Raw genomic sequence first — 16,049 nt, 5'->3', positions numbered from 1 at the left:
GCGGAAAGGCGCGGATTGCTGTCAATTGCGCCAGTTTTCCGCCAAAAACTGGCTTTCCGGGAAGAATGGCTTTTTGCGAATCGCGGGAAAGCCTAGACTTTTTTCAGTCATCAAAATGAAACGGGCCGCCGGTTGCCCGACGACCCGTTACGAAACGATACGATAATCGGCAATTAACCGAGCGAAGAAACCCGCTTGGTCAGGCGCGAGAACTTCCGCGAGGCGGTATTCTTATGAAGCACGCCACGAGCGACTCCGCGCGCCATTTCCGGCTGCGCCTTCTTCAGCGCTTCCGCGGCTTCATCCTTGGAGCCGGCGGCAATCGCCGATTCGACCGCCTTGATGAACCGGCGGATACGGCTGACGCGGGCGCCGTTGATTGCCGCGCGATTGGCGTTGCGGCGGATGCGCTTCTTGGCTTGCGGCGTGTTCGCCATCGATCGACCTCAAAATAGTTGTTCGCAAAAGAGAAGCGGCGCGAGGCCCATGGGGTCGCGCCGACGTTGCGTCCCCCTAGCCAACACCGCGATTCGCGTCAACCACGGCCTATCGCTGGCATGACGGACAATAGAAGGTGGACCGACCGCCCTGGACGATCCGACGCACCTTGCCCTCGCAGCCGCCCCGGCACGGCTCGCCTTCGCGACCGTACACGTCGAATTGCTTGCTGAAATATCCCAGCTCACCGTCAGGCGCCGCGAAGTCGCGTAGCGAGGAGCCGCCGGCGCGAATGGCATCCTCCAGCACCGCCGGAATGGCGTCGGCCAAGGCGTCGAGCTTACCTCGCCCGATCCGCCCGCCGGCCTTGCGCGGATCGATCCGCGCCCGAAACAGCGCCTCGCACACGTAAATATTGCCAAGTCCGGCGACGATTCGCTGGTCGAGCAACAACAGCTTCACCGCAGCGACGCGATCGTTGAACTTCGTTTTCAACCAGGCTCCGGTGATCGAACCACCGAGCGGCTCCGGCCCCAAGGCCTTGAACGCGGGCCACTCGGTGAGGTCGTCGGTCGCCACCAGGTCTACCGATCCAAAGCGACGTGGGTCGTTGAGGCTCAACCGCCGTCCGTCGTCGATATCGATGACAAGATGATCGTGAGTGCCGATCGCATCGGGATCGATCCGCCACCTCCCCGACATGCCCAGATGGAAGATTAGCGTGTCCCCGCGATCAGTGTCGATCAGGCCATATTTGGCGCGCCGACCGAGCGAGACGACCCTGGCTCCGGTCATTCGCTGCCCCAAATCAGCTGGAAATGGACGACGCAGATCGTCGCGCCGGGTCTCGATCCGTTCGATCTGCCGCCCCTTCAGCACCGCCTCTAGGCCGCGGACGGTGGTTTCGACTTCGGGAAGCTCGGGCATGGCTGGCATATGGCGCCCCGCCGACGACCCCGCTAGAGGCGCTTGTCATGGACAAGGTCAATTTCGGTGATCAACTGGTCACTCCAGAGGAAAAGACTCGCCGGGTGGGCGGCGTCTTCTCCTCGGTCGCCCGCAACTATGACGTGATGAACGACCTGATGTCGGCCGGACTGCACCGCCGTTGGAAAGACCGCTTCGTCACCAAGGTCCGCCCCCGTCCGGGGGACATGATTCTCGACGTGGCTGGCGGCACCGGCGACATCGCCTTCCGCATGGCCGCCAAGGGCGCCTCGGTCACCGTCACCGACATCAACCCCGACATGCTTGGCGTCGGAATGGAGCGCGCCGAGAAGAAGGGAATCGAAGGCCTCACTTGGCAGGTCGAGAACGCCGAAACGCTAACCTTCGATGACGCCCAATTCGACGCCTACACGATCGCATTCGGCATTCGAAACGTGACCGACGTCCCTGCAGCTTTGCGGGAAGCGCATCGCGTGCTGAAACGTGGCGGCCGTTTCTTCTGCCTCGAATTCTCGACGACCGAGTGGCCGGGGTTCGGCGATATCTATGACAAATATTCGGACGCGGTCATCCCGCGCATCGGCAAGGCCATTGCGGGCGACGAGGAAAGCTATCGCTACCTGGTCGAATCGATCCGACGCTTTCCGCGCATCGAGGAATTCCGAAACATGATTGGCGAGGCCGGCTTCGCGTCGACCAGCGTCGAACCCATCCTCGGTGGTCTCGTCGCGATCCACGGCGGATGGAAGATTTGATGGTCGCACCGACCCGGCCTGACCGAGCCACGTCGGCGAGCGTTGTTCGTTGACCAGCGCTGCCACCCATCTGTGGCGCCTGCTGCGCTGGGGACGAACGCTGGCGCGGCATGGCGCCTTGCAAGGGATCGAGCGCGATCCGCTGACCCCGCCCAATGTCCGCCGCCTGGTGCGAGTCGCTCGTTCCGGGCTGTCGATGCCTGCGACCCCGGACTACGCCTCGGCGCTTCAGGAAATTGGCCCTGCGGCAATCAAACTTGGTCAGGCGTTGGCAACGCGTCCCGACCTTGTCGGCGATGCGGCCGCCGAGAATTTACTCCGGTTGCAGGACTCGCTCCCGCCTGCCCCGTTCCCCGCGATCAAGGCCGCGATCGAGCAGGCGCTCGAAGCCCCGCTGACGGCGCTCTATTCCGAATTCGATGAGGTTCCGATCGGTGCGGCGTCAATCGCGCAGGTCCACAAGGCGGTCACGATCGAAGGCCGCAAGGTTGCGGTGAAAGTGCTTCGCCCGGGCATCGAGGAAGAATTTGCCCGCGCGCTCGAAACTTATGAATGGGCGGCGGCGCATGTCGAATTGCTTGGCGGCGAGGCCGAGCGGCTTCGTCCGCGCCTCGTCATCGCGCACTTTAAGCAGTGGACCCGGCGAGAACTCGACCTCCAGCGCGAGGCCGCGTCCGCGTCCGAACTCAAGGACAACATGATCGCGGAGCCGGGCTTCTATGTGCCCGAGATCGACTGGAGCCGCACCGCGCGGCGGGTCCTGACGCTCGAATGGCTCGACGGGATCAAGCTGTCGAACCGTGCCGCGCTGATCGAGGCCGGCCACGATCCGCGCGCACTTGCGACCACGTTGGTCCGCGCCTTCCTCCGCCAAGCGGTCGTTGACGGCTATTTCCATGCCGACCTGCACCAGGGCAATTTGTTCGCGCTGCCGGACGGCCGGCTCGCCGCGATCGACTTTGGCATCATGGGCCGCATCGACCGCCGCGCCCGTCTGTGGCTCGCCGAAATCCTCTACGGGCTGATCACCGCCAATTACCGCCGCGTCGCCGAGATTCATTTCGAGGCTCAGTACGTCCCTTCGCATCACAACGTCGACGAATTCGCGACGGCGCTGCGTGCCGTGGGCGAGCCAATCCGCGGCCTCCCGGTCAAGGACATCAGCGTTGCGCGAATGCTCGACGGGTTGTTCACGATCACCCGCGATTTCGACATGCAGACCCAGCCGCACCTGTTGCTGCTGCAGAAGACGATGGTCATGGAAGAAGGCGTCGCCACCGCGCTCGATCCTGACATCAACATGTGGGAAGCGGCCGAGCCGTTCCTGAAGGACTGGCTGCGCACCGAATTGGGGCCAGAAGCCTATTACGCCGATCGCATCGTCGAGACGGTGCGCGCGTTCAAGCTGATCCCCGACCTGATCACACGGATCGACGCCGCTTATCCGCCCGTCGGCGCTGCGCCGCCGCCGCCGCCGCTGGCGGAGGTCGAGGTGATCGAGCGCCCACAGGGCCTTGGCTATGCCGTTACCGCCCTCATCGCCGCGGCACTGGGAGCGGCCGCCATGTTCCTGCTAGGCTAGCGCGAATGGCGAAAATCCTCCTCATCGTCGGTGGCGGCATCGCGGCATACAAGGCGGCCGAACTGATCCGAATGGCGCGCAAGCAGGGCCATTCGGTGACGCCCGTCCTCACCGCCGGTGGCGCGCATTTTGTCACGCCGATGAGCCTCGCTGCGCTGGCCGAAAGTCCGGTCTACACTAGCCTGTGGGACCTCAAGGACGAAAGCGAGATGGGGCACATCCAGCTCTCGCGCGCCGCCGATCTGGTTCTCGTCTGCCCCGCCACCGCTGACCTCATCGCGCGCATGGCGGCGGGCATCGCCGACGACCTTGCGACGACCTTGCTGCTTGCTACCGATAAACCGGTCGTCATCGCCCCGGCGATGAACGTCCGCATGTGGCAGCACGCGGCGACGCAGCGCAACGTCGAGCAGCTTCGCGCCGATGGCGTCACCGTCCTTGCTCCCGACGAAGGCCCGATGGCGTGCGGCGAATTTGGTCCGGGTCGATTGCCCGAACCGGAAGACATCATGCGCCGGATCGCGCCGATGCTCGGCGGCTCGGATGCGTTGACCCTGCCGACACCGCTTGCGGGCAAGCATGTTCTCGTCACCGCAGGGCCAACACACGAGCCGATAGATCCCGTCCGCGTGATCGCCAATCGCTCGTCGGGCAAGCAAGGCTTCGCGATCGCCGAGGCGGCCGCGCGGGCCGGTGCGCGCGTGACCCTCATCGCCGGTCCGGTTTCCCTCGCCACACCGGGCGGCGTGACGCGGATCGATGTCGAGACCGCCGAGCAAATGGCGGCGGCGGTGGATCAGGCACTTCCCGCCGACGTCGCGATCCTCGTCGCCGCCGTGGCAGACTGGAAGGTCGAGGCCAGTCCCTCCAAGCTCAAGAAAAGTGCTGGTCCCCCGGCACTTCGCTTCGCGCCCAACCCCGACATCTTGGCGACGGTGTCCGCCCGTCCCGATCGCCCTCGCCTTCTGATCGGCTTTGCTGCCGAAACTCAGGATGTCGTGTCGCAGGCGATCGCAAAGCGTCACGCGAAGGGGGCGGACTGGATCGTCGCCAACGACGTCAGCGGCGACGTCATGGGTGGCGCTCGCAATCGCGTCCACCTGATCACCGAGGCGGGTTCGGAGGATTGGCCCGAAGCCGCCAAGGAGGACGTCGCCCGCCACCTTATCGATCGAATCGCGCAGGACCTGTCATGACGATTGCCATCCAGATTTGCCGCCTGCCCCACGGAGAGGGCCTTCCCCTGCCCAGCTATGCCACGCCCGGCGCAGCCGGAATGGACGTGGTCGCCGCCGAAGATCTCGACCTGATGCCAGGCCAGCGCCACGCAGTCGCGACGGGGTTCCGCGTCGCCATCCCGCAAGGATACGAGATTCAGGTGCGTCCACGTTCCGGCCTCGCGTTCAAGCACGGCATCACCGTGCCGAACACGCCCGGCACGATCGACAGCGATTATCGTGGCGAGCTCAAGGTTTTGCTGATCAACCACGGCGACGAGCCTTTCCCAATTCGCCGCGGCGAACGCGTCGCGCAATTGGTGCCAGCGGCGGTGACGCTTGCATCGTTCGATGAGGTCGAGGAATTGTGCGAGACCGATCGCGGCGCGGGCGGGTTCGGCTCGACGGGGCGATGAGCTTCAGCGACGACGAACTCGACCGCTACGCCCGCCACATCGTCCTGCCCGAGATCGGTGGTGCCGGTCAGGCCGCGCTGAAGCAGGCCAATGTTGCGGTGATCGGCGCGGGCGGCGTTGGCGCTTCGGTGATCCCGGCGCTGGCGGGGGCGGGCATCGGCTGCCTCACGATCGTCGATGGCGACACGGTCGACCTGTCGAACCTTCAGCGCCAGCCGATCTATCGGACCAGCGACGTCGGCAAAGGCAAAGCCGACCTTGCAGCTACCTTCGTCGCGAACCGCAATCCGAATGTCGTCGTCAAGACCGTCGCGTCCAGGATCGACCGGTCAAATGCGGCTGAGATCCTCGCCGGCCATCACATCATCATCGACGGGACCGACAATTTCGCGACGCGGCTGATTGTCAGCGACGCTGCCGTCGCGCTCGGCATCCCGCTTATCTCGGCCGCCGCCCAGCAGTTCCAGGGCCAGGTCGCGCTGCTCCGCGCCAGGCCATGCTATCGTTGCTTCGTCGGCGACGCCTTCGATGCCGACGACTGCGATACCTGCGCCGAGTTCGGTGTGCTTGGGGCGCTAACCGGGATCGTCGGAAGCCTGGCCGCGCTCATGGCGATCCGCGCTATCGTCGGGATCGCGCCCGACGCGGCCGGTCAGCTTCACCTGTTTGACGGCCGCGCTTTGTCGTGGCGGACCTTGCGCCTGACCGCCGACCCGACCTGCCGCGCCTGCGGCTAAGCTTTTTTCTTCGGCGCAGCCTTCTTCTTGGCCGGCGCCTTCTTGGCAGCGGTCTTGCGCTTGCCCTTCTTGGCCGGGCCCTTCGCGGCCTTTTCGTCGATCAGCACGACGGCTTCGTCGAGAGTCACCGCCGAGGGGTCCGCCGACTTGGGCAGCGTTGCATGGGTTTCGCCGTCAGTCACATACGGCCCGTAGCGGCCCTCCATGACCTTCAGCGCCTTACCGGTCGTCGGGTGATCGCCAAGCACCGCCAGCGGCTCTCTCGCGGCGCCACGGCCGCCCTTCGCATTAGCGGCATCGGCCAGCTTCGCCACCGCCGCGTTCATGCCCGTGTCGAACACTTCCGCGGTCGACGACAGCCGCGCATACTTGCCGGCGTGGACCAGATAAGGACCATAGCGACCGATCGACGCGCTGATCATCTCGCCCGTTTCGGGATGCGCGCCGATCTGACGCGGAAGCGACAGCAACTTCTCAGCCATCTCCAGCGTCAGGCTGTCCTGCGGGACATCCTTTGGAATGGACGCGCGTTGCACGTCTTCGCCCTCGCCGCGCTCCAGATAGGGCCCGAAGCGCCCACTCTTCAGGGTGATGCCGTTCCCTAGTTCGCTCGGCCCTTCCGACACGCCTTCCTCGCCCTGCCCGAAGCGGCGCGTGTATTTGCAGTCCGGATAATTCGAGCAAGCGACGAACGCGCCGAACTTGCCGCCGCGCAGCCCAAGCCGCCCCGTCCCGCACAGCGGACAGACGCGTGGGTCGGCGCCATCGCCCTTATCGGGGAACAGGTAGGGCGCGAGGAATTCGTCGAGTGCCGCGGTGACGGCCGATGGCTGCTGCTCCATGACCTCGCCCGCCTTGGGCTTGAAGTCCTTCCAGAACGCTTCGAGCAGTTGCTGCCAGCCGAGGCGTCCGCCCGACACGTCGTCAAGGCCTTCCTCCAATTCGGCGGTGTAATCGTAGCTGACGTAGCGCTCGAAAAAACGCTCCAAGAAAGCGGTGACAAGACGTCCGCTTTCCTCGGGCATGAAGCGGTTCTTCTCCAGCTTCACATAGTCGCGGTCTTTCAGCGTCTGCAGCGTCGCCGCGTAAGTCGAAGGGCGTCCGATGCCGAGCTCCTCGAGCCGCTTGACGAGGCTCGCTTCCGAATAGCGAGGCGGCGGCTGCGTAAAATGCTGAGTCGCATCGACGCCGGTTTTGGTCGGCGAATCGCCCGACCGAAGCGCGGGCATGCGTCCGCCTTCCTCGTCGGCCTGATCATCTAGGCCTTCTTCATACAGCGTCAGATAACCGGGAAAGAGCACGACCTGTCCGGTTGCTCGCAACGTTGCCCGGCCGGGGCCGTCGGTCATTTCGACGGTCGTCCGCTCGAGCCGTGCCGACGCCATCTGGCTCGCCAACGCGCGATTGAAGATCAGCCCGTACAGCTTGGCGTGGTCGCCCGATCCACCCCGATCCTTGGTGAAGTCGGTCGGGCGGATCGCCTCGTGCGCCTCCTGCGCATTCTTGGCCTTGCTGGTGTACTGGCGCGGCTTGTCGGGGACGTAGCCTGCGTCGTACCGATCGGCGATCGCCCGGCGCGCGGCGCTGATCGCCTCGCCCGCCATCTGGACACCGTCGGTCCGCATGTAGGTAATCAGACCGTCTTCATAAAGCGACTGCGCGAGGCGCATCGTGTGGCTGGCGGCGAAGCCGAGTTTTCGAGCGGCCTCCTGCTGCAGGGTCGAGGTGGTGAATGGCGGTGGCGGGTTACGGCTGAGCGGCTTGGTCTCGACCGAAGCGACCGTGAACCGCCCATCCTCGACGATCGTCTTGGCGGCGTTGGCGCTGCCTTCGTCGCCGATCGACAGGCGGTCGAGCTTCTTTCCGTCAAGCGCGACCAGCCGCGCGGTGAACGGCGTGCCGTCCGCCTCGAAGCGGGCGACGATCGACCAATATTCCTGGTTTTTGAAAAGCTCGATCTCGCGCTCGCGATCGACGATCAGGCGAAGCGCGACCGATTGGACGCGCCCCGCCGATTTGGCGCCCGGAAGCTTGCGCCACAGAATCGGCGACAGCGTGAAGCCGACCAGATAATCGAGCGCACGGCGCGCCCGGTAGGCGTCGATCAGATCCTCATCGAGGTCGCGCGGCGCCTTCATCGCCTCGGTCACGGCGCTTTTCGTGATGGCGTTGAAGGTCACACGTTCGACGTGCGCGGGCAGCGCCTTTTTCTTGCGGAGCACTTCCTGCACGTGCCAGCTAATCGCCTCGCCCTCGCGATCCGGATCGGTCGCGAGGATCAGCGAGTCTGCCTTCTTGGCCTCGTCGGTGATCGCCTTCAGCTGCTTCGCCTTGTCGGGATAGGTTTCCCAATCCATCGCGAAGCCGTCGTCCGGATTGACCGAACCATCCTTCGGCGGAAGATCGCGGACGTGGCCGTAGCTGGCCAGGACGCGATGCCCCGGTCCGAGATATTTTTCGATGGTCTTGGCCTTGGCGGGCGATTCGACGACGACGAGTTTCAAGCGCTGGATTCCTTACGTACGTATACGCGCGATTGTCGGGCCGCCGGGGACGGCGTCAAGCGCCCGACAGGCTGACCTTGCCGCCGGCGTGACGATCCAGACGTCCGGCGAGGTCGAGTTCGAGTAGGACGAGCTGCACCGTGCCCGGATCGGCACCTGACAGGCGAACGATCTCGTCGACCGGCACTGGCGACGGGCCAAGCAATTCCTCGACCCGGGCGCGCGTCACCGTCGGCGTCGAGCGGGGCGCTGGCTGCGGGTCGATGTTCGAACGAAAAGGATGGGCTCGCGACCCCGGCGATCGGCCGCATCTGCTCCATCACGTCGGCAGCGTTCTGGATCAATGTCGCGCCTTCGCGGATCAACTGGTTGCAGCCCTGTGCCCGCGGATCGAGCGGCGAGCCGGGCACCGCCATCACCTCGCGCCCCGCCTCGGCCGCCAACCGCGCCGTGATCAGCGACCCAGACCGTGGGGCGGCTTCGACCACCACCGTTCCCGACGCGAGGCCCGCGATGATCCGGTTGCGATAGGGAAAGTGCCGGGCGCGCGGTTCGGTGCCCGGAGGCATTTCGGCGATCAGCAGTCCGCGCTCGGCGATGTCGCGCTGCCGCGCTTCATTCTCCGGCGGGTAGAAAATGTCGATCCCGCCGGCGATCACCGCCACCGTCCCGCTGTCCAGTGAGCCATCGTGCGCCGCGCTGTCGATTCCGCGCGCAAGGCCCGACACGACCGTGGCGCCTTCGCGTCCCAGGTCATCCGCCAATCCCCTTGCGAAGCGACAAGCCGCAGCGGAGGCTTTGCGCGCCCCAACGATCGCGACCATCGGCCGCTCGAGCAAGTCGAGGCGGCCCTTAACGGTGACCAATGGCGGGGCATTGTCGAGTTCGGCCAAGGCGCGCGGGTAAAGCCCCTGCCCCAGCGCCAGATAACGCGCACCAGCTTCTCGACGCCAGCAACTTCGCGCTCCGCCGCGTCGCGTGTCGCAAGACGCGGCGGTTTGCCGCCTCCTCGCGAAGCCAGATCGGGAATGGCGTCGAGCGCCGCACCCGCGCTCCCGAAGCGAAGCAACAACTGACGAAAGGCAATCGGACCGATGCTAGGTGTGCGGATCAACCGGACACGGTCGATCAGGTCGGGCATCGCGCTCACGCCGATTTGCGACCGACGCGCGGCTCCTGCCCCTTAAGCAATCGACGGATGTTCTCCTGATGCTTCCAGACAATCAGCAGGGCGAGACCAGCCAGCAAGGGGAACAGTCCGTCCTTCCCAATCGCAACCGCCGTGATCGGCGCGCTGATCGCTGCCGCCATCCCTGCCACCGACGAGATGCGTACGACCAGGAACAGCAGGATCCACACGATCGCGTAGACAATCGCGGCCATGGGCAGCAGCGGGATCAGGATGCCGAGCAATGTGGCAACCCCCTTGCCGCCCTTGAAGCGCAGCCAGATGGGATAAAGATGCCCGATCAGCGCGCCCGCCGCCGCATGTTGTTCGAACCCCGGAAGCCAGCGCTGCGCCACCCAAACGGCGAGCGCGCCTTTGGCGGCGTCGAGGATCAGCGTCAGCGCGGCGAGCCCCTTCGATCCGGTGCGCAGGACGTTGGTCGCGCCGATGTTGCCCGAACCGATGTCGCGAATATCTCCCATCCCGCTCGCCCGGGTGAGCAGCAGTCCGAACGGGATCGAGCCCAGCAGATATCCAAGGGCAAGCGCGGCAATCAGCGAAGTGTCCATCGCCGGTTGGTAGCATAATGAAGGTCGCCCGCAACCGCGCGGCACGGCCTTGCAGTGTCGATGACCCCGCGCCATCACGCCGCCATGAATCCCGACGCGCCGCTGCTGTTTTTCGATTCGGGCGTCGGCGGACTGTCGGTGCTTGCGCCGACCCGCGCGCTGCTTCCCAACGCGCCGATCGTCTACGCCGCGGACAATGGCGCCTTTCCCTATGGCACGAAGAGCGAAGCCGAGTTGGCCGCGCGTGTCCCCGCCCTTCTCGGTCGGTTGGTCGAACGCTATCACCCGCGCCTCGCGGTGATCGCCTGCAACACCGCCTCCACGATCGCGCTAGACCATGTCCGCGCCGCACTCGACATTCCGGTGGTCGGAACCGTTCCCGCCATCAAACCTGCCGCCGAGCGCTCACGCAGCCGGGTGATCGGCGTGCTCGGTACCGAGGCTACCGTGCGCCAGCCCTATGTCGACGATCTCGCCGCGCGCTTCGCCGCCGACTGCACCGTCGTCCGCCACGGAAGCGCCGACCTTGTCACACTGGCGGAGGCGAAGCTGGCCGGCGATCCGGTGTCGGTCGACGCGGTCCGCGCCGCAATCGCTCCGATGCTTGAAGCACACGGCGCGGAAGCGATGGATGTGATGGTGCTCGCCTGCACGCACTTTCCCTTGCTCGACGAGGAGATCGCTGCCGCGTTCCCGCGGATCGAGAGGATCGACGGCGGCCCCGGAATCGCTCGCCGGATCGCCAGCCTCACCCGCGGGCAGCCTTGGCCCGAGCATCCCACCCCAGGCCGCGCCGTCTTTACCGCGCCCCCGCCGCCCTCCCTGACGACCGCGCTCGACCGCTTCGGGCTGACCATCATCGAGACGCTCTGACCAATTGCGAGTCGTTCGCTATGGCAATTGTCGCGCCTTGGCGATAATGGGCCCGCGTGGACTATGACGGCATCTTCAAGGCGGCGATCGATCGCCTCCATGACGAGGGGCGCTACCGCGTCTTCATCGACATCCTGCGCACCAAGGGGAATTACCCCAGCGCGCGCTGCTTCCATGGGCATAATGGGCCAAAGCCGATCACCGTATGGTGCTCCAACGACTATCTCGGCATGGGCCAGCACCCGGCCGTGGTCGCGGCGATGGAAAAGGCGCTTCACGACGTCGGGGCCGGTTCGGGCGGCACCCGCAACATCGGCGGCAACACCCATTATCACGTCGACCTGGAAGCCGAGCTCGCCGACCTTCACGGCAAGCAGGCGGCGCTGCTGTTCACGTCAGGCTACGTTTCGAACGAAGCCGCGCTGTCGACGCTGGGCAAGCTGCTGCCCGGCTGCATCATTTTCTCGGACGAGCTTAACCACGCATCGATGATCGCGGGCATCCGCAATTCGGGCTGCGAAAAGCGCGTCTTCCGCCACAATGACCTTGAGCACCTCGAGCAGCTACTTCGCGACGAGGATCCCGAGACCCCGAAGCTGATCGCGTTCGAAAGCGTCTATTCGATGGACGGCGACATCGCCCCGATCGGTGCGATCTGCGACCTCGCCGATCGCTATGGAGCGCTGACCTACCTCGACGAAGTCCACGCCGTCGGCATGTATGGCGCGCGCGGTGGCGGCATCTCGGAGCGAGACGCGGTCGCCGACCGGGTCACGATCATCGAAGGCACGCTCGGCAAGGCGTTCGGCGTGATGGGTGGCTACATTGCCGCCGACAAGACGATCGTCGACTGCATCCGCAGCTATGCGCCGGGCTTCATCTTCACCACCAGCCTGTCGCCAGTGTTGGTCGCCGGCGCGCTGGCGAGCGTCCGTCACCTCAAGTCCTCGGCCGAGGAGCGCGCCGCTCAGCAGGCTGGCGCCGCCGCGCTCAAGGCCAAATTCCGCGAGGCCGGATTGCCGCTGCTCGAAAGCGTGACGCACATCGTGCCGTTGCTCGTGGGCTGCCCGATGAAGGCCAAGTCGATCAGCGACATTTTGCTCGCCGAATACGGCCTCTACGTTCAGCCGATCAATTTCCCGACTGTCCCGCGCGGGACCGAGCGGCTCCGCTTCACCCCGGGACCGACCCACAGCGATTCGATGATGGACGAGCTGACCGAAGCTCTCGTCGAAATCTGGGACCGGCTGGAGATGCGCGAAGTCCGCGCCGCCTGACCGGAATTTCGAGGGCAAGCGAAACCATCGACGCGCCATCCCCCGACTTTCGCCACGAAACCCCTCCCGAGCTTCGACGGGTTCTCGACGGCAACGCGACGCTGGACGCGAAGTGGGCTGACCTGACAGCGCTCGGGCGCAACGAGTGGATCTGCTGGCTGACGTCGGCGAAGAAGCAGGAGACGCGCTCGCAGCGTCTCGACCGACTTCAGGACGACATTCTTGCCGGGAAGCGGCGCCCCTGCTGCTGGCCCGGATGCCCGCATCGTCGTGAGTCCGCCCGCAAGTGGTTCAAGTCGTCGATGTCGCTCGCGAGCGCCAATCGACGGTAGCGAATCCCGACCGTATCCCCTAAACGCTGGCCATGCGCATCGCCTTCACCGCCGACCATGCCGGGGTCGATCTGAAAGACCTCCTTGTCGCCCACGTGCGCGATGCCGGGCATGAGCCGATCGATCTTGGCACCAACGGACATGAAAGCGTCGATTACCCGCGCTTCGGCGCGTTGCTGGCGGAAGCGTTAGCCGATGGCCGCGCCGAGCGCGGAATTACTGTCTGTGGATCGGGCATCGGCGTCGCGATCGCCGCCAATCGCAATCCTGCCTGCCGCTGCGCGCAAGTGTCTGAGCCTGTCAGCGCGTCGCTCGCGCGGCTCCACAATGACTGCAACGCCATCGCTCTAGGCGCCCGGCTGATTGGGCCGGAGATGGCCAAGGCGTGCGTCGATGCCTTCCTTTCCACCGACTTCATAGGCGGCCGCCACCAGCGGCGCGTCGACCAGCTTGCCTCTCCCTCCGAACAGGAACCGACTTGATGGCTACCGTCGCTGACCGTCCCCTTACCGATGTCCAGCCGCTCGGCTTCTTCACCGAAAGCCTTGCCACGGCCGACGCCAAGGTTGCCGCCGCGATCCGCGAGGAACTGGAGCGCGAGCAGAACCAGATCGAACTGATTGCGTCGGAGAACATCGTTTCGAAGGCGGTGCTCGAAGCGCAGGGTTCGGTTTTCACGAACAAATACGCCGAAGGCTACCCAAGTCGCCGCTACTATCAGGGTTGCCACCCGTCGGACCTCGTCGAGCAGCTTGCCATCGATCGCGCCAAGCAATTGTTCGGCTGCGGCTTCGCCAACGTACAACCGCACTCGGGCGCGCAGGCCAATGGCGCGGTCATGTTGGCACTGACCAAGCCGGGCGACACCATTCTGGGCATGAGCCTCGACGCTGGCGGCCACCTGACCCACGGCGCCCGTCCCGCCATGTCGGGGAAGTGGTTCAACGCGATCCAGTACGGTGTCCGTCGCGACGATGACCTGATCGACTTCGACCAGGTCGAAGCGCTCGCCAAGGAGCATCGGCCGACCCTGATCATCGCCGGTGGATCGGCCTACCCGCGCCACATCGACTTCGCTCGATTCCGCGCCATCGCGGACGAGGTTGGCGCGACGTTCATGGTCGACATGGCGCACTTCGCGGGGCTCGTCGCCGCGGGCGAGCATCCGACGCCTTTCGGTCATGCCCACGTCGTCACCACCACAACGCACAAGACGCTTCGCGGCCCGCGCGGCGGCATGGTGCTGACCGATGACGAGGCCATCGCCAAGAAGATCAACTCGGCGGTCTTCCCCGGCCTCCAGGGCGGCCCGTTGATGCACGTCATCGCCGCCAAGGCGGTCGCGTTCGGCGAAGCGCTCGAACCCGGCTTCAAGACCTATGCGCAGGCGGTGATCCGCAACGCGCAGACGCTGGCAGGCCGATTGAAGGAACGCGGCGCGGACCTCGTCGCGGGCGGCACCGACACGCACCTTGCGCTGGTCGACCTCCGCCCGCTCGGCATCACCGGCAAGGACGCCGACGAAGCGCTCGAGCGTGCCGGCATTACCTGCAACAAGAACGGCGTCCCGTTCGACCCGCTCCCTCCGATGCAGACCAGCGGTATCCGCGTAGGATCGCCTGCCGGCACTACCCGCGGTTTCGGCGAGGCCGAGTTCGCCGACATCGGTGACATGGTCGCCGATGTGCTTGCCGGCGTTGCCAAAGGCGATCAGGCCGTCGAGCGCGACGTCAATGCCCGGGTTCGCGCCTTGTGCGCCCGGTTCCCGATTTATCAGGATTGATCGAACCATGACCCAGCCCAACGACCAGGATCCGAACTATCTCGGCCGAGCCACCGACGAATTGAAGGGCATGGGTCGCGAAGGCCTGTCGCATCCCTCGACCAAGCCGGTGCTTGCCGGCGCCGCCATCGGCGCGGTGGCAGCGATCCTCCTCCCCGTGCTGACAATCCCGATTGGCGTCATCGGCGGAGCGGGCATCGCGCTGTGGCAGCGCATCAAGCGCTAGCATGCGGTGCCCATTTTGCGCGCATGACGACAGCCAGGTAAAAGACAGCCGGCCGTCGGAAGACAATACGTCGATCCGTCGCCGCCGCGAGTGCGCCGGCTGCGGCGCGCGCTTCACGACCTTCGAACGCGTCCAGCTTCGCGACCTCACCGTCGTCAAGAAGGACAATAAGCGCGAGCCGTTCGACCGCGCCAAACTGGAGCGCGCGATCGGCCACGCCTGTCGCAAGCGCGATCTCGGCGCCGACAAGATCGAGCGGCTCGCCAGCAGCGTCCAGCGTCAACTGGAGACGCGAGGCGACGAGGTCACCTCGACCGCGATCGGCGAGGCGGTAATGGCGGGCCTCAAAACGCTCGATCACGTGGCGTACATCCGCTTCGCGAGCATCTACAAGGACTTCACCGACCCCGGGGACTTCGCCGACATTGCCGAGCGGGTCGAAAAAGAAGGCGTGCCACCGGGTCAGGACAAGCTGCTGTGAGCAAGCCGCTGATCGTCCTCGTACGACCGCAGCTTGGCCAGAATATCGGCAAGGCGGCGCGCGCGATGATGAACTTCGGGCTGACCGAGATGCGGATCGTGGCGCCGCGCGACGGTTGGCCGAATCCCGATGCCGGCCCCGCCGCGAGCGGCGCCGACCGCGTGCTCGAGCAAGCGGTCATCTTCGACACGGTGAAGGATGCTATCGCCGATTGCAGCCTGGTATTTGCGTCGACAGTTCGCCGCCGCGACTTGGTCATGCCGGTTGTCGGCCCCGAGGAAATGGCAAGCGAGATCAATGCCTGCGCCGGCCGGACCGCGATTCTGTTCGGGCCCGAACGCTCCGGGCTGGAAAGCGACGACGTCGGTCTCGCCACCAAGATCGTGACCGTTCCGATCAACCCGGAGTTTGGTAGTCTCAACCTCGCCCAGGCCGTCATCCTGCTCGCCTACGAATGGTCGCGCAGCGCGACGTTGGCCCAGCCGACCGCCAAGGATCGCGAACCCGAGGCGACAATGGCCGAACTGGAGGGACTGATCGGCCAGATGGGTGAATCGCTTTCGGAAGCTGGTTACTTCTTTCCGATCGAGCGGTCCGCTGCGACCCGTGCCAACATTCGCACAATCCTGACCAAGCCCGGCTGGTCGAGCCGCGAAGTAAAGGCGATGCGGGGAATGCTCCGCACCCTCGTCAGCCCCCGTTCCCGCGGGCGTCCGCAATAGACCTCGAGCTTGACCTTTCAG

Annotated in this window: 17 protein-coding genes and 1 pseudogene; 13 read left to right on the top strand and 5 right to left on the bottom strand. The window is 65.4% G+C overall.

Annotated elements, in window-relative coordinates:
* Window positions 1-173: 173 nt before the first annotated feature.
* Both rpsT and mutM read right to left on the bottom strand, forming a co-directional pair.
* A complete protein-coding gene (rpsT, locus tag SH584_RS12655) occupies window positions 174-437 on the bottom strand; it encodes a 30S ribosomal protein S20 (RefSeq protein WP_322840809.1) in 264 nt (87 codons plus the stop codon).
* Window positions 438-546: 109 nt separating this feature from the next.
* A complete protein-coding gene (mutM, locus tag SH584_RS12650; RefSeq protein WP_324807562.1) occupies window positions 547-1,365 on the bottom strand; it encodes a bifunctional DNA-formamidopyrimidine glycosylase/DNA-(apurinic or apyrimidinic site) lyase in 819 nt (272 codons plus the stop codon).
* 47 nt (window positions 1,366-1,412) lie between these two features.
* Here mutM and SH584_RS12645 point away from each other — a divergent pair, with 47 nt between their 5' ends.
* Genes SH584_RS12645 through SH584_RS12625 form a run of 5 tightly spaced genes read left to right on the top strand, consistent with a single transcriptional unit; the run spans window position 1,413 to window position 6,093 of the window.
* A complete protein-coding gene (locus SH584_RS12645; protein ID WP_324807560.1) occupies window positions 1,413-2,141 on the top strand; it encodes a class I SAM-dependent methyltransferase in 729 nt (242 codons plus the stop codon).
* 49 nt (window positions 2,142-2,190) lie between these two features.
* A complete protein-coding gene (ubiB, locus tag SH584_RS12640; RefSeq protein ID WP_324807558.1) occupies window positions 2,191-3,723 on the top strand; it encodes a 2-polyprenylphenol 6-hydroxylase in 1,533 nt (510 codons plus the stop codon).
* A 5-nt stretch (window positions 3,724-3,728) separates the two neighbouring features.
* Window positions 3,729-4,919 carry a bifunctional phosphopantothenoylcysteine decarboxylase/phosphopantothenate--cysteine ligase CoaBC gene (coaBC, locus tag SH584_RS12635; protein ID WP_324807556.1) on the top strand — a complete coding sequence of 397 codons (1,191 nt, stop codon included), beginning with the start codon at window positions 3,729-3,731 and terminating at the stop codon, window positions 4,917-4,919.
* Window positions 4,916-5,356, top strand: coding sequence for a dUTP diphosphatase (gene dut / locus SH584_RS12630; RefSeq protein WP_324807554.1), 441 nt, complete (start codon window positions 4,916-4,918; stop codon window positions 5,354-5,356). The genes coaBC and dut overlap by 4 nt, the downstream gene beginning before the upstream one ends.
* The gene (locus SH584_RS12625; protein WP_324807552.1) at window positions 5,353-6,093 is read left to right on the top strand and encodes a HesA/MoeB/ThiF family protein; all 741 of its coding nucleotides are present in this window, start codon (window positions 5,353-5,355) and stop codon (window positions 6,091-6,093) included. The genes dut and SH584_RS12625 overlap by 4 nt, the downstream gene beginning before the upstream one ends.
* Here the strand turns inward: SH584_RS12625 and topA are convergent.
* The 3 genes and pseudogenes from topA to plsY all read right to left on the bottom strand — a co-directional run bounded on the left by topA (window position 6,090) and on the right by plsY (window position 10,334).
* On the bottom strand, window positions 6,090-8,597 hold the full coding sequence (topA, locus tag SH584_RS12620) for a type I DNA topoisomerase (protein ID WP_324807551.1): 2,508 nt from the start codon (window positions 8,595-8,597) through the stop codon (window positions 6,090-6,092). The genes SH584_RS12625 and topA overlap by 4 nt on opposite strands.
* Before the next feature lie 55 nt (window positions 8,598-8,652).
* Window positions 8,653-9,738, bottom strand: a pseudogene (gene dprA / locus SH584_RS12615) (DNA-processing protein DprA).
* 5 nt (window positions 9,739-9,743) lie between these two features.
* The gene (gene plsY / locus SH584_RS12610; RefSeq protein ID WP_324807550.1) at window positions 9,744-10,334 is read right to left on the bottom strand and encodes a glycerol-3-phosphate 1-O-acyltransferase PlsY; all 591 of its coding nucleotides are present in this window, start codon (window positions 10,332-10,334) and stop codon (window positions 9,744-9,746) included.
* A gap of 84 nt (window positions 10,335-10,418) precedes the next feature.
* Here plsY and murI point away from each other — a divergent pair, with 84 nt between their 5' ends.
* From murI to SH584_RS12570, 8 genes are read left to right on the top strand one after another with little or no spacing between them, the layout of a single operon-like run.
* On the top strand, window positions 10,419-11,207 hold the full coding sequence (murI, locus tag SH584_RS12605) for a glutamate racemase (RefSeq protein WP_324809567.1): 789 nt from the start codon (window positions 10,419-10,421) through the stop codon (window positions 11,205-11,207).
* Between the two features lie 56 nt (window positions 11,208-11,263).
* The gene (gene hemA, locus SH584_RS12600) at window positions 11,264-12,484 is read left to right on the top strand and encodes a 5-aminolevulinate synthase (protein ID WP_324807548.1); all 1,221 of its coding nucleotides are present in this window, start codon (window positions 11,264-11,266) and stop codon (window positions 12,482-12,484) included.
* Window positions 12,445-12,816 (top strand): YdeI/OmpD-associated family protein, encoded by a 372-nt coding sequence (locus SH584_RS12595; RefSeq protein WP_324809566.1) that lies wholly within the window; start codon window positions 12,445-12,447, stop codon window positions 12,814-12,816. The genes hemA and SH584_RS12595 overlap by 40 nt, the downstream gene beginning before the upstream one ends.
* Window positions 12,817-12,848: 32 nt before the next feature.
* Window positions 12,849-13,298: a ribose 5-phosphate isomerase B gene (gene rpiB, locus SH584_RS12590; protein WP_324807546.1), complete on the top strand. Its 450-nt coding sequence runs from the start codon at window positions 12,849-12,851 to the stop codon at window positions 13,296-13,298.
* A complete protein-coding gene (glyA, locus tag SH584_RS12585; RefSeq protein ID WP_324807544.1) occupies window positions 13,298-14,599 on the top strand; it encodes a serine hydroxymethyltransferase in 1,302 nt (433 codons plus the stop codon). Before rpiB ends, glyA begins: the two co-directional genes overlap by 1 nt.
* Window positions 14,600-14,606: 7 nt before the next feature.
* Complete coding sequence (locus tag SH584_RS12580) at window positions 14,607-14,825, top strand: hypothetical protein (RefSeq protein WP_322840824.1); 219 nt, start codon at window positions 14,607-14,609, stop codon at window positions 14,823-14,825.
* 1 nt (window position 14,826) lies between these two features.
* Window positions 14,827-15,306, top strand: coding sequence for a transcriptional regulator NrdR (gene nrdR, locus SH584_RS12575; protein ID WP_324807541.1), 480 nt, complete (start codon window positions 14,827-14,829; stop codon window positions 15,304-15,306).
* Window positions 15,303-16,028, top strand: coding sequence for an RNA methyltransferase (locus SH584_RS12570; RefSeq protein WP_324807539.1), 726 nt, complete (start codon window positions 15,303-15,305; stop codon window positions 16,026-16,028). The genes nrdR and SH584_RS12570 overlap by 4 nt, the downstream gene beginning before the upstream one ends.
* Window positions 16,029-16,049: the final 21 nt, after the last annotated feature.

This window comes from Sphingomonas sp. LY29, assembly GCF_035593985.1.
Taxonomy (GTDB): domain Bacteria; phylum Pseudomonadota; class Alphaproteobacteria; order Sphingomonadales; family Sphingomonadaceae; genus Sphingomicrobium.
The sequence above is the reverse complement of the archived record's forward strand: the minus strand, read 5'-3'. Positions and strand labels throughout refer to the sequence as shown.